Origin of the sequence: Clostridium sp. MCC345, from assembly GCF_018785345.1 — a bacterium.
GTDB lineage: Bacteria > Bacillota > Clostridia > Lachnospirales > Anaerotignaceae > Anaerotignum_A > Anaerotignum_A faecicola.
In genome coordinates, this window is the sequence record NZ_WQPP01000012.1 from 31,173 (window position 1) to 44,216 (window position 13,044).

General features: G+C 48.6%; 11 protein-coding genes and 1 other annotated feature. Of the genes, 9 read left to right on the forward strand and 2 right to left on the reverse strand.

The window, feature by feature from the left end:
- The first annotated feature begins 7 nt into the window (after positions 1–7).
- The 6 genes from fabF to accA are packed head-to-tail and all read left to right on the forward strand — an operon-like array spanning position 8 to position 5,091.
- Positions 8–1,243, forward strand: a complete 1,236-nt coding sequence (gene fabF / locus GPK49_RS03680) for a beta-ketoacyl-ACP synthase II (RefSeq protein WP_016407430.1) — start codon at positions 8–10, stop codon at positions 1,241–1,243.
- Positions 1,244–1,248: 5 nt separating this feature from the next.
- Positions 1,249–1,707 (forward strand): acetyl-CoA carboxylase biotin carboxyl carrier protein, encoded by a 459-nt coding sequence (accB, locus tag GPK49_RS03685; protein ID WP_215676781.1) that lies wholly within the window; start codon positions 1,249–1,251, stop codon positions 1,705–1,707.
- Positions 1,707–2,120, forward strand: coding sequence for a 3-hydroxyacyl-ACP dehydratase FabZ family protein (locus tag GPK49_RS03690; RefSeq protein WP_016407428.1), 414 nt, complete (start codon positions 1,707–1,709; stop codon positions 2,118–2,120). Before accB ends, GPK49_RS03690 begins: the two co-directional genes overlap by 1 nt.
- Before the next feature lie 6 nt (positions 2,121–2,126).
- On the forward strand, positions 2,127–3,446 hold the full coding sequence (locus GPK49_RS03695) for an acetyl-CoA carboxylase biotin carboxylase subunit (protein ID WP_016407427.1): 1,320 nt from the start codon (positions 2,127–2,129) through the stop codon (positions 3,444–3,446).
- Between the two features lie 5 nt (positions 3,447–3,451).
- Positions 3,452–4,303 carry an acetyl-CoA carboxylase, carboxyltransferase subunit beta gene (gene accD, locus GPK49_RS03700; protein ID WP_016407426.1) on the forward strand — a complete coding sequence of 284 codons (852 nt, stop codon included), beginning with the start codon at positions 3,452–3,454 and terminating at the stop codon, positions 4,301–4,303.
- Entirely contained in the window at positions 4,300–5,091 is a 792-nt protein-coding gene (gene accA, locus GPK49_RS03705) for an acetyl-CoA carboxylase carboxyl transferase subunit alpha (protein WP_118582177.1), read from the forward strand. Before accD ends, accA begins: the two co-directional genes overlap by 4 nt.
- 47 nt (positions 5,092–5,138) lie before the next feature.
- Here accA and GPK49_RS03710 read toward each other — a convergent pair whose 3' ends face one another.
- On the reverse strand, positions 5,139–5,561 hold the full coding sequence (locus tag GPK49_RS03710) for a Fur family transcriptional regulator (protein ID WP_016407424.1): 423 nt from the start codon (positions 5,559–5,561) through the stop codon (positions 5,139–5,141).
- A gap of 240 nt (positions 5,562–5,801) precedes the next feature.
- Here GPK49_RS03710 and nth point away from each other — a divergent pair, with 240 nt between their 5' ends.
- Entirely contained in the window at positions 5,802–6,467 is a 666-nt protein-coding gene (gene nth / locus GPK49_RS03715; RefSeq protein ID WP_016407423.1) for an endonuclease III, read from the forward strand.
- A gap of 40 nt (positions 6,468–6,507) precedes the next feature.
- Positions 6,508–7,365, forward strand: coding sequence for a DUF6612 family protein (locus GPK49_RS03720; protein ID WP_118582174.1), 858 nt, complete (start codon positions 6,508–6,510; stop codon positions 7,363–7,365).
- A 62-nt stretch (positions 7,366–7,427) separates the two neighbouring features.
- On the opposite strand, the gene ileS is transcribed toward GPK49_RS03720, so the two are convergent.
- A complete protein-coding gene (ileS, locus tag GPK49_RS03725) occupies positions 7,428–10,547 on the reverse strand; it encodes an isoleucine--tRNA ligase (protein WP_215676782.1) in 3,120 nt (1,039 codons plus the stop codon).
- 365 nt (positions 10,548–10,912) lie between these two features.
- Positions 10,913–11,159, reverse strand: a binding site (T-box leader).
- A gap of 341 nt (positions 11,160–11,500) precedes the next feature.
- Here ileS and GPK49_RS03730 point away from each other — a divergent pair.
- Positions 11,501–12,958, forward strand: coding sequence for a nicotinate phosphoribosyltransferase (locus GPK49_RS03730; RefSeq protein ID WP_215676783.1), 1,458 nt, complete (start codon positions 11,501–11,503; stop codon positions 12,956–12,958).
- Positions 12,959–13,044 lie beyond the last annotated feature (86 nt).

Sequence of the window (13,044 nt, forward strand, 5' to 3'; positions counted from 1 at the left end):
TGATGAAATGAGACGAGTAGTAGTAACAGGCATCGGCGCAGTGACCCCTGTGGGCAATAACGTGCCGGAATTCTGGGAAGCAATTAAAAACGGAAAAAACGGTATCGCACCCATCACCAGATTTGATGTCAGCGAAAGCAAATATAAGCTGGCGGCAGAGGTGAAGGAGTTTGATCCGACAAAATATATGGATAAGCTGACAGCAAAGAAGCTGGATCGTTTCGTGCAGTTTGCTATGGTGGCAGCCGGTGAGGCGATGACAGACAGTCAGCTGGAAGGCAATATTGAAAAAGAGGATTTGGCGGTTTATTTCGGTAGCGGCATCGGCGGCTTTGAAACGCTTTGCGAAAGCTATGATGTGCTGAGGGAAAAAGGACCTCGCCGTGTTTCTCCTCTGTTCATCCCCAAGATTATCAATAACATTGCGGCAGGCAATATTGCCATTCACTATCAGGCGCAGAATGCCTGTGTTGCGGTTTCTACCGCCTGTGCAACAGGTACAACTGCTATCGGTGAAGGCTACAGAGCCGTTCTGCATGGCTATACCACAGCGGCAATCTGCGGCGGCAGTGAAGCGGCAATCGTTCCGTTGGCAGTGGCAGGCTTCGGCAGCTGCATGGCACTGAATGCATCGGAAGACCCCAATGCGGCATCCCTGCCCTTCGATAAACGCCGTGCAGGCTTCGTTATGGGCGAGGGCGCAGGTGCGGTAATTCTGGAAGAATATGAACACGCAAAGGCGCGCGGCGCAAAAATTTATGCGGAAATCGTAGGCTATGGCTCCACCTGTGATGCACACCATGTAACCGCTCCTGCGGAGGAAGCAATCGCAAGCGGCAAGGCAATCGTAAATGCAATGGCAGGTCTGGAAGGCGTAAAGCCCGAAGAAATTTATATCAATGCACATGGCACAGGCACAGCCCTGAATGATAAAACAGAAACCAGAGCTATCAAAAATGCCTTTGGCGAAGCAGATGCGAAAAAGGTTCACATCAGCTCCACAAAATCCATGACAGGACACATGCTCGGCGCAGCAGGTGCAGTAGAGGCAATCGCGGCAATTCTGGCAGTGCAGGAGGATGTTATCCCTCCTACCATCAACCTGAAGGAGGCTGACCCTGCGTGTGATTTGGACTACACCCCCAACACAGCGGTCAAGACAACCGTAGAAGCGGCAATGTCCACTTCTCTGGGCTTTGGCGGTCATAATGCCTGTGTTGCATTCAGAAAGATGAGGGGCTGATGAATATGGATACGAATAAAATCAATGATCTGGCGAAGATTCTGCGCCAGAATCAGCTGACAAAATTAGACCTGACAGAGGGGGATACCCGTATCGTTCTGGAAGCAGGCGGCAGACAGGCGGTAGTGGAAATGCCTGTGGTTTCTGTGGAAAACATAGCGGAAGTGCCTGTTGCAGAAGTGCCTTCTGTGGAAAAAGCAGAAGCACTCGCAGGCGTGGAGCAGAAATCCCCGCTGGTGGGTACGGTTTATCTTGCGCCACAGGCAGGGGCAGAGCCCTTTGTGCAGGTGGGCGATAAGGTGAAAAAGGGCGATGTGCTCTGCATTGTCGAATCCATGAAGATGTTCAATAATATCGAAGCAGAACTGGAAGGCACGATTGCGGCAGTCTGCGTGGATAATGGGCAGATTGTGGAATTCGGTCAGCCCTTGGTTCGCATCTTGCCCGAAAAGGAGGAAAACTGATGAATCAGGAAGAAATCAAAAAAATCCTGCCCCATAGAGATCACATGCTTCTGATTGATGAAGCAGAGCTGAGAGAGGGCAAGGCTTACGGCAAAAAAACCATCCGAGGGGATGAATTTTTCCTGCAGGGGCATTTCCCCGGTAATCCGGTTGTCCCCGGTGTCATTCTCTGCGAAATTCTGGGGCAGAGTGCGTGTGTCCTGCTTTCCGGTGAGGCAGAGGGCATTACCCCCTTCTTTACGGGACTGGATAAGGTGCGTTTTAAAAACCCCGTACACCCTGGGGATGTATTTGAAACAGAATGTACCCTGCTCAAGCATAAGGGTCCCTTCTACTGGGCAGAGGGCAAGGGCTATGTAGACGGTAAGTTGTGTGTCAGTGCAGAGTTTTCCTTTGCACTTATCAAGGAGTGACAGGAAATGTTTTCTAAAATTCTCGTTGCCAATAGAGGCGAAGTGGCAGTCCGCATCATCCGTGCCTGCAAGGAAATGGGCATCGAGACGGTGGCTGTCTATTCCGAGGCGGACAGAAATTCCCTGCCCGTTGCCCTTGCGGATGAGCGTATCTGCATTGGCGGCAATGCGGCGGCAGAGAGCTACTTAAATCAGAAAAATATCATCAGCGCAGCGCTGGCAACCAATGCCGAGGCAATTCACCCCGGCTATGGCTTTCTTTCCGAAAATGCAGGCTTTGCCAAGCTTTGCGAAGAAAACGGCATTGTCTTTATCGGCCCGAAAAGCGAGGTTATCTCTGCCATGGGCGATAAGGATACCTCCCGTCAGCTGATGCAGCAGGTCGGCGTGCCCGTTGTTCCCGGAACGGAGGTTCTTAAAGATGTAGAGGAAGCAAAGAAATATGCCAAGGAAATCGGCTATCCGCTTCTGGTAAAGGCAACGGCAGGCGGCGGCGGCAAGGGTATCCGCGTGGTGGCGAGAGAGGAAGACCTTGCGGATGCCTTCCATACGGCATCGCGTGAGGCGGAGAGTGCCTTCGGCAATGGGGATGTTTTCTTAGAGAAATACCTTACCCATGTGCGCCATGTGGAAATGCAGATTCTGGCAGACCAACAGGGGAATATCCTCTGTCTGGGCGAAAGAGACTGCTCTCTCCAGCTGAATAAGCAGAAGGTGCTGGAGGAAACGCCCAGCCCCGTTATGACAGAGGACATCCGCAGAAAAATGATGGATGCGGCAGTTCTGGCGGCAAAGGCGGCAAATTATACCAATGCAGGCACAGTAGAATTTCTGCTTGCCCCCGATGGGCAGTTTTATTTCATCGAGATGAATACCCGTTTGCAGGTGGAGCATCCCATTACGGAGGAAATCAGCGGCGTGGATATTGTGAAATGGCAGATTCGTATTGCCTGTCAGGTGCCCCTGAATATGAAGCAGGAGGATATCCGCCTGCAGGGACACGCCATCGAATGTCGTATCAATGCACGCTCTACAGGCAGAGTGGAGTTTCTGCATATTCCCGGCGGCGGCAGAGTGCATTTCGATACCGCACTCATGCAGGATACCGTTGTGGTTCCCTTCTATGATTCCATGCTTGGCAAGCTGATTGTCCACGCAAACACCAGAGAGGAAGCCATCCGCAGAATGGAGGCATCTCTTTGCGAAATGGTAATCGTTGGGGTAGAAACCAATATTGAAGAACAGCTGCAGCTGATTCGCAGCAAAATCTTCCAGAAGGGGAATTATGATACCCTCATTCTGGACAAAATTTTGAAAAAGGGGTGATATAAATGAGTAACATTATGGGTTACTTCCGCAAATCCAAAAATGCTTTGGAAAAAGGCGGTATCACACTGAAAAATACAACAGAAGAAAAGGTGCGTTGCCCTATCTGCAAGTCCTATGAAACCAGACGTGCGATTGCGAAGCAGAAGGTGACCTGCCCCCATTGCGGACATCATTTCCGCATTGGCGCAAGAACCAGAATTAAGGCGCTTTGCGATAAGGACAGCTTCCACGAATTATTTTCCAATATCGAAACGATTGACCCGTTGGAATTTCCCGGGTATCAGGATAAAATGGATCGCGGCAGAGCCGTCAGCGGCGAGGAGGAGGGCGTTGTCTGTGGGATAGCCAAGATTCGCCATCAGCGCTGTGCGGTGTTCGTGATGGAGCCCGGCTTTATGATGGGCAGTATGGGCTCTGTTGTCGGCGAAAAAATCGCTCGCCTGTTTGAATATGCCGCAGAGCATGAGCTGCCTGTGGTCGGTTTTACGGCAAGCGGTGGCGCGCGTATGCAGGAGGGGATTCTTTCCCTGATGCAGATGGCAAAAACAAGCGGCGCAGTAGAGCAGCACAGCAAAAAGGGCGGTCTGTATATCACCGTTCTGACAGACCCCACAACCGGCGGCGTGACGGCAAGCTTTGCCATGCTTGGGGATATTATCCTTTCCGAGCCAAACGCAACCATTGGCTTTGCAGGCAGAAGGGTCATTGAGCAGACCACAAAGAAAAAGCTGCCGGAGGATTTCCAGAAGGCAGAATTTCTGCTGGAGCATGGCTTTGTGGATGCCATTGTGCCGAGAACAGAACTGAGAGGAACTTTGGAAAAGCTGCTGCGGCAGCATGGTAGAAAGGAATGACGCGGATGAATGCCTATGAAAAATTACAGACGGCGAGAAGTCAGACCCGCCCGACGGCGCGTTCCTATATCGAAAAGCTGTTTCAGGAGCGGACGGAGCTGCATGGGGACAGAAAATATGCCGATGATGCGGCAATTATCGGCGGCATCGGTATGCTGGGGGATATCCCCGCAACCTTTATCGGCATTGAACGCGGACGCAATCTGGAAGAAAGAATCCGCTGCAATTTCGGCTGCCCCATGCCCGAAGGCTATCGCAAGGCACTGCGCTTGATGAGACAGGCGGAAAAATTCCACAGACCTGTTATCTGCTTTGTGGATACCTCCGGTGCATTCTGCGGCGAGGAGGCAGAGGAACGCGGACAGGGACAGGCGATTGCCGATAACCTTATGCAGATGATGGGACTGGAAACGCCGATTATTACGATTGTCATTGGGGAAGGCGGCAGCGGCGGTGCCTTGGGGCTTTCCGTTGCGAATAAGCTGTATATGCTTGAAAATGCGGTCTTTTCCGTTATTTCCCCTGAGGGCTGTGCAAGTATCCTCTGGGAGGATGCCAAGCTTGCGCCCGATGCGGCAGAATGTCTGCATATTACGGCGGAGGATATGAAGGAATTCGGCGTAGCAGAAGAAATTATTCCTGAGGACTTTGTGCATTTCGGAAGAATGTGCGAGGAAATGAAGGAAAAACTCATCCTGGATTTAAAGGGATGGTCGAAAAAAACAGGAAAAGAGCTTTCCGAAGAAAGATATCAGCGCTTCCGTAAGCTGGGACGCTGGGCAGAATAAAAAATAAGCCTTTCCAAGAGGTCGGATGACTTCTTGCAAGGGCTTTTTTATTTTTCGTCAGTATCCTTTTTACTGCATTCGGGGCAGAGTCCCGTAAATTCCAGAGAATGTCCCGTAATCCGAAATCCCGTTTTCTGTTGCAGGGTTTCCTCTAATTCACTGAGTGGGCAGGTATCCACAGGAATTACCTTGCCGCAGAGGTCGCAGACCAGACGGTGCGAATGATCCTTTTTTGCTAAGGAATAATATGCCTTCCCATCCTGCCGGACAGAGCGGATGAGAATTTTCTTTTCTGTCAGCGTGTTCAGCGTGCGGTAAACGGTGGAAACATTCATGGGAAGAATCGGCTCGGCTAAGGCGTGTAGTTCCTCTGCCGTCATGGGGCGTGCCTGCTTTTGCAATAAAAGCAATAGTACTTGCCGCTTTTTTGTGGATTTCAAAGCTGCATTTTTCAGAATATTCTGTTCCATTCCTGTCCCTCCCTTCGTTCTTATGATAGTATACCCAAATGGGTTTGTCAATGCAGGGAAGACACAGACAGGGGAAAAGAAAATTTTCCTGCACCGACAGCGTTGCAAAAAGTGGGATGGTTTGATAGGATAGGAAAAGAGAGAAAAAAGCCGACCGCTTTTGCAGATAAACAGAGAGGAAGGGAAATATTTCTCGGGAAATTTCGGGAAATATTCTTATTTCGGGAAGGAGAAGGACGCATGACAAAAAAAGAAAAGGTAACAATTATTTTAGAGCTTTTGCACGAGCATTACGGTCCGACAAAATGCTATCTTGACCACGAAAACGCATGGCAGCTTCTGATTGCAACCATGCTTTCCGCACAATGCACCGATGCCAGAGTGAATCTTGTAACAAAGGATTTATTCAAGAAATATACCTCTGTCAAGGACTTTGCACAGGCAGATCTTGCAGAGCTGGAGCAGGATATTCACTCGACAGGCTTTTATCATAATAAGGCGAAGAATATCATTGCCTGCTGTCAGAAGCTTTTGCAGGACTATAATGGAGAGGTTCCCTCGGATATCGAGCAGCTGACTGCCCTTGCGGGTGTCGGCAGAAAAACGGCAAATGTTGTGCGCGGAAACTGGTATCATATCCCCAGTGTGGTGGTGGATACACATGTTAAGCGCGTTTCCAACCTGCTTGGGCTGACAAAAAACGAAGATCCCGTCAAGATTGAATTTGACCTGATGCAGCTTGTTCCGAAGGATAAATGGATTGATATCAATACCCAGATGATTGCACATGGCAGGAAAATCTGCATTGCACGCAGACCGAAATGTCAGGAGTGCTTCCTGCTGCCCTATTGCACAGGCGGCAAGGCGTTAGAAAAAGAGAAAAAGAAAAAAGAGAAAAAGGCATAATATAGGAAGGACACAGAGACATAGAAAGGAGAAAACAGAAATGAAATCGAAGAAGCTTTTGGCGGCGGCGCTTGCGGCAGTGCTGACCTTGGCAGGCTGCGGCACAACTGTACTGAGTGCGGAGGAAACAAAGGAATTGCTGACGCTTTCGCAGAAAACCATGGCAACAGTGGAAAGCATGGCAGCGGAAATGACGATGGAAATGGATATGTCCATGGGCGAGGAAACCGCGGAAACCACCACAGTCGCTAAAATTCTGACACAGCAGAATCCCCTGCGAATGCAGATGAACCTCTCCGCAACCTTGGAGGATGGCACAGAAGCGCAGAACATGCAGATGTACGCCGAGGAGGAGGATGGCAAGCTGCGCACCTATGTTCTGGCGGCGGATACATGGTATAGCCAGACGATGGAGCTTGGAGGTCTTGCACAGTATAACGCGGAGGAAAATGTGACACTCTATCTGAGCAATTTAGCCGATTTTTCCGCAACCGCAACAGAAAAAATCAATGATACCGAAGCAACAAAAATCGAAGGTACACTGAAAAAAGATGTTCTGCAAAAGGTGCTTGCGGAAAGCGGCATGACAGAAACCGCTGCGGCAATGGGTGTCACAGAGGAACAGCTTGCAGCCCTTACCGAATCGGTGAAAAGCCTTCCCCTGACGCTCTGGATTGATGCGGATGGCTATGTGCTGAAATATGAAATGAACTTGACTGAGGTAATGCAGAAAATCATGGATAAGGCGATGGAAGCTGCCGGCAGTACGGATGCGTCCTCTGCCGTAAAGGTGGAAAAAACAAGCATTTCCATGGTTTGCAGCCAGTTCAACGCAGTTAAGGAAATCACCATTCCCGAAGAAGCAAAGAGCGCAGAAAGCATTTCTGCAAATCAATAATCCGGAGCATAAAAAACCCCGAAGGAAATTTCCTTCGGGATTTTTTTATGTTTTATGATGCTTTATACTCTTGCAACACCCAGTGTTACCTTTTCACCATTGATATTCCATTCCTTGCTCAGCTCGCCGCCCTTGCCTGCGACAACCTCAACTGCCAGTACATCGCCCTTGATGTCATTTGCAGCAAGGATTTCTGCAATCCTTGCGTTGCCGTCATAGTAAACGCGGATGCGGTCTGTTACGTTGAAATCAGCTTCCTTACGCATGGTCTGTACCTTGGAAACGATTTCACGCACGAAGCCTTCTTCCACCAGCTCGGGTGTCAGGTTTGTGTCCAGAACAACGGTCAGGTTGTTGTCGCCGGAGGATACGAAGCCGTCCTTTTCTGCGGTATCAACCAGAACATCATCCATTTCCAGAACAACCTCGCTGCCGTCTACGGTGAAGGAAACCTTGCCGTCTGCTTTCAGCTGTGCCATGAAGCCGTTGCCCTCTACCTCCTTCAGATAAGCACCGATGGCAGGCACCAGCTTGCCGTATTTCTTGCCCAGTGTTCTCAGCTGAGGCTTGAAGGTGTAGGTTGTGAAGGCTTCTACGTCATCTGTGAAGGAAACTGCCTTCACATTCAGCTCGTCCTTGATGATGTCGCAGTATTCTGCGGGCAGGCTCTGTGTTGCCTTTACATACATCATAGCCAGAGGCTGTCTGTTCTTCATTGCGCTTGCGTTTCTTGCCGCACGGCCTTCTACAACAACCTTCAAAACGAAGTCCATGTTTTCTTCCAAATCAGCATCTACCCATTCTGCATGGTATGCAGGCCAATCGCAGAGGTGAACGGATTCGGGAGCGCTTGCATCCACCTTCTTCACCAGATTGCCGTAGATTTCCTCTGTGATGAAGGGGGTGAAGGGAGCAGCCAGCTTTACCATGGTTTCCAGAACGGTATACAGTGTCATATAAGCATTGATTTTATCCTGTTCCATGCCTTCTGCCCAGAAGCGCTCACGGCTTCTTCTTACATACCAGTTGGACAGGTCATCCAAGAAATCAACCATTGCACGGGCAGGCTCTGTCAGCTTGTAGCCCTCCAGAGATTCATCCACGAATTTATTCAGTGTCTGCAGCTTGGAGAGAATCCATTTATCCATGGGAGCCAGCTTTTCATAATCCAGTGTGTATTTTGTAGGATCGAACTGGTCGATTTCTGCGTACAGGATGTAGAAAGCGTAGGTGTTCCACAGCGTACCCATGAATTTTCTCTGCATTTCGGATACAGCCTCATCATAATAGCGAGAGGGTAGCCAAGGCGCGGAGTTTGCGTAGAAGTACCAACGAACCGCATCGGCACCCTGCTTATTCAGTGCATCCCAAGGGTTAACAACGTTGCCTTTATGCTTGGACATCTTCTGACCGTCCTTATCCTGCACATGTCCCAGAACGATGCAGTTCTTATAGGGAGCCTTATCGAACAGCAGTGTGCTGACAGCCAGCAGAGTATAGAACCAGCCACGGGTCTGGTCAACTGCCTCGGAGATAAAGTCTGCGGGGAAGTTTTCATCGAAGATATCCTTATTTTCAAACGGATAGTGCCACTGTGCGAAGGGCATGGAGCCGCTGTCGAACCAACAGTCGATAACCTCAGGCACTCTTGTCATCAGCTTGCCACATTTCGGGCAGGTGATGTGTACCGCGTCGATGAAGGGCTTGTGCAGTTCGATGTTGTCGGGGCAGTCGGGAGACATTTCCTTCAGCTCTGCAATGCTGCCGATGGTATGTCTGTGACCACATTCACATTCCCAGATGGGCAGTGGAGTACCCCAGTATCTTTCGCGGGACAGACCCCAGTCGATAACGTTTTCCAGGAAGTTGCCGAAACGACCCTCCTTGATGTTGTCGGGATACCAGTTGATTGTTCTGTTGTTGCGCACCAGATTATCTCTCAGTGCAGTCATTTTGATGAACCATGTGCTTCTTGCATAATACAACAGAGGTGTGTCACATCTCCAGCAGAAAGGATAATTATGTTCGAAGGGCAGTGCTGCAAATAAGGTGCCGTTTTCTTCCATATATTTCAGAATAACAGGATCGGCATCCTTTACGAACAGACCTTCAAAGGGGCCTGCCAGGCTGTTCAGGTGACCTGTGGTGTCAACATTTTGATAGAAGGTTACATCATATTTTTTACATACACGGTAGTCATCCTCACCATACGCATACGCAGTGTGAACGATACCGGTACCATCTGTCAGTGTTACATAATCATCGCAGGTTACGAAGTAGCCCTTGAAGTCCTCGCCGTTGGGCTGGAAATCGAACAGGGGTTCATATTTTACATATTCCAGATCGCCGCCCTTCATGGATTCTACGACTTCATAATTGCCTTCGCCCAGAACGCTGTCCAAGAGTGCTTCAGCCATGATTACATAATAATCCTGATATTTTGCTTTAACATAGGTTTCGTTTGCATTTACGGACAGAATTACGTTGGAGGGCAGTGTCCAAGGGGTTGTTGTCCAAGCAAGGAAGTAGGTGTTTTCTGTGCCTTCCATTTTAAATTTTGCAATGGCAGAGGTTTCCTTTACATCCTTATAGCCCTGTGCAACCTCGTGAGAGGAAAGTGCTGTGCCGCAGCGAGGGCAGTAGGGAACAACCTTGTGCCCTTTGTATAACAGACCCTTGTCCCAGATCTGCTTCAGTGCCCACCATTCGGATTCGATATAGTCATTATGGTATGTGACATAGGGATGATCCATATCCGCCCAGAAGCCGACACGGTCACTCATGGAACGCCATTCCTGTTCGTATGTCCATACGCTTTCCTTACATTTTTCGATGAAGGGCTCTACGCCGTAGCCTTCAATCTGATCCTTGCCATCCAGACCCAGTGTCTTTTCTACCTCCAGTTCAACAGGCAAACCGTGTGTATCCCAGCCGGCCTTTCTCAGAACCTTGTAGCCCTTCATGGTTTTGTAACGGGGAATTAAGTCCTTTACCGCACGGGTGATGATATGACCGATATGGGGCTTGCCGTTTGCTGTCGGGGGACCGTCATAGAAGGTGAAAACGGGTGCGCCTTCTCTTGCCTTGATGCTCTTGCCGAAGATGTCATTGTCTTTCCAATACTTTTCAACCTGTACTTCTCTTTCAACGAAGTTCATGTTATTGGGTACCTTGTCGTACATTTCAATTCCTCCTTAAAAATGATTTACCTTTCAAAGTGTGTTTCTCTCGTAGCTTGTTCTTTTTTCCTTTGTGTTTTTCTGATACCTCTGAAATTTTTGTCTTTTGTATTTTTTGTGCTTTATCTTCCGTATGTTTTATGATGGTGCGGTTTTTGCCGCTGTTTTACTGTCGATATGAAAATCGGATAGACCGCGGAGAAAGCTGGAATATACCTCAAAGCTCGAATGTACCTCAAATCCTTCGGATTTTCGGTAGATTTGCTTCGCAAATAAGTCATAATAAATTTTCGGATAAGCAAGCTTATGAAAATTTATTCCTGCCTTGCATGCTCCGCTTTTCAATAAATAAAAAAACCCTTTCATCCCTACAGGACGAAAGAGTTCGCGGTACCACCTGAATTGACGGCACAAAATGCCGCCCAGCTTATTGACATCACCATCATGATGCTTTCCCTTAACGCGGGCTACGGCAGAGCCTACTGAGCAAAAGAACGGTTCGGACTGCCACTCCGGAGTGATTTTCTGTATCTTCCTTGTCATCGGGCTCCCACCAAGCCCCCGACTCTCTGCAGGCAAGCTGAGGATACATACTGTCTCCTTCATAGTGTTTTTTCGTATTTACCTGTGTATTATACAATGCGTACAAAAACTTGTAAAGCATTTTTTGCAAAGAAACCAAAAGAATGGTGTATTCATGAAAACTGTATACAAAAGTACTGAAATTTCAAGAGAAAATAAGGGAAAAACGCGAAAAAAACGTGATTTTTGCATACAATGTGTAAATTTACATGTAAAGACAGTTAAAAAATTTGATTTTCCGAGAAAAACTATGTATAATTGGTAATCAGAACCACGCACGGTTCTGCTTTTGTAAATATTATCTTGACAGGGTGCAGAAAACAGAAAAAATAAGAAAACCGGACATCCTGTAACACCGAAAAGGAGATTTTAAAATGAAAGGTAGAGACTTTGCACTGCTGACAGACTTATATGAGCTGACCATGATGCAGGGCTACTATGAAACAGGCGCATATAACAGAAAGGTCGTATTCGATCTGTTCTATAGAAAGAACCCCAGCGGCAACGGCTTTGCAATTACCGCAGGGCTGCAGCAGGCGATTGAATATCTGGATGGGCTGCATTTTACAGAGGAGGATATTGCATATCTGGAAAGCTTAAATCTTTTCTCTGAGGACTTCATTGACTACCTGAGAAGCTTCCGCTTTACGGGCGAGGTGTATGCCGTTCCCGAAGGAACCATCGTATTCCCGCATGAGCCGTTGATGCGTATCAAGGCCCCCATCATTGAGGCACAGCTGATTGAAACCGCACTTTTGAATATCATCAACCACCAGAGCCTGATTGCAACAAAGGCTTCCCGCGTAGTACACGCAGCACAGGGCGACCCCGTTCTGGAATTTGGTCTGCGCCGCGCGCAGGGTCCCGATGCAGGTACAGTCGGTGCAAGAGCGGCAGTCATCGGCGGCTGTGTGGCAACAAGCAACGTGCTGACAGGCAAGCTGTATGATGTTCCCGTAAAGGGTACCCATGCGCATAGCTGGGTAATGAGCTTCCCTGATGAGCTGACAGCCTTCCGCACCTATGCAAACCTGTTCCCCGATGCGTGCATTTTGTTGGTGGATACCTATAATACACTGAAAAGCGGCGTGCCCCATGCCATTCAGGTGTTTGATGAAATGAAGGCGGCAGGCACACTGCCCGAAAAAGGCTATGGTATCCGTCTTGACAGCGGTGACCTTGCATATCTTTCCAAGAGAGCAAGACAGATGCTGGATGAGGCAGGCTATCCCAATGCTGTCATTTCTGCCTCCAGTGATTTGGATGAAAATCTGATTACAAGCCTGAAGCTGCAGGGCGCAACCATCACCCTCTGGGGCGTTGGTACAAAGCTGATTACCTCTGACGATTGCCCTGCCTTTGGCGGCGTGTATAAGCTGGCGGCAGAGGAAACCGAAAACGGTGATTTTGAACCTAAGATTAAGCTGTCTAATAATGTAGAGAAGGTAACGAATCCCGGCATCAAGAAAATTATCCGTATTTATGATAAAAAGACAGGCAAGATTAAGGCTGACCTTCTGGCATTGGAGGAAGAAGAATTCACAGAGGATTCCGATTTGTATATCTATGATACGAATGCAAAATGGAAAAGCATGCAGCTGCCTGCCGGCAGCTTCACGCTTCGCGAACTGCTTGTTCCCATCTTTGTGGATGGTAAGCTGGTGTATGAATGCCCCAAGGCAATGGACATTCAGGCATACTGCAACAGAGAAAAGGATACCCTCTGGGAAGAACAGAAACGCCTGAAAAACCCCGATATTGTGCCGGTTGATCTTTCCGATAAGCTGAGCGCAATGAAGCTGAAGCTGATTGAAGCGGCAACAATGATTTAAAAAGTATAAAAAGAAAAGCAATGAAAACGCTGTGCGGAAACGAAAAAGCCGCATGGCGTTTTTTGTGCTTTTCTGGGGTTTCTTGC

What these genes read in the sequence shown, in the direction of transcription:
- nth (WP_016407423.1), top strand. Translation starts at nt 5,802, where the DNA reads ATGACAAAAAAAGAAAAGGTAACAATTATTTTAGAGCTTTTGCACGAG.
- GPK49_RS03720 (WP_118582174.1), top strand. Translation starts at nt 6,508, where the DNA reads ATGAAATCGAAGAAGCTTTTGGCGGCGGCGCTTGCGGCAGTGCTGACC.
- GPK49_RS03695 (WP_016407427.1), top strand. Translation starts at nt 2,127, where the DNA reads ATGTTTTCTAAAATTCTCGTTGCCAATAGAGGCGAAGTGGCAGTCCGC.
- accA (WP_118582177.1), top strand. Translation starts at nt 4,300, where the DNA reads ATGACGCGGATGAATGCCTATGAAAAATTACAGACGGCGAGAAGTCAG.
- accD (WP_016407426.1), top strand. Translation starts at nt 3,452, where the DNA reads ATGAGTAACATTATGGGTTACTTCCGCAAATCCAAAAATGCTTTGGAA.
- ileS (WP_215676782.1), bottom strand. Translation starts at nt 10,547, where the DNA reads ATGTACGACAAGGTACCCAATAACATGAACTTCGTTGAAAGAGAAGTA.
- GPK49_RS03710 (WP_016407424.1), bottom strand. Translation starts at nt 5,561, where the DNA reads ATGGAACAGAATATTCTGAAAAATGCAGCTTTGAAATCCACAAAAAAG.
- accB (WP_215676781.1), top strand. Translation starts at nt 1,249, where the DNA reads ATGGATACGAATAAAATCAATGATCTGGCGAAGATTCTGCGCCAGAAT.
- GPK49_RS03730 (WP_215676783.1), top strand. Translation starts at nt 11,501, where the DNA reads ATGAAAGGTAGAGACTTTGCACTGCTGACAGACTTATATGAGCTGACC.
- fabF (WP_016407430.1), top strand. Translation starts at nt 8, where the DNA reads ATGAGACGAGTAGTAGTAACAGGCATCGGCGCAGTGACCCCTGTGGGC.
- GPK49_RS03690 (WP_016407428.1), top strand. Translation starts at nt 1,707, where the DNA reads ATGAATCAGGAAGAAATCAAAAAAATCCTGCCCCATAGAGATCACATG.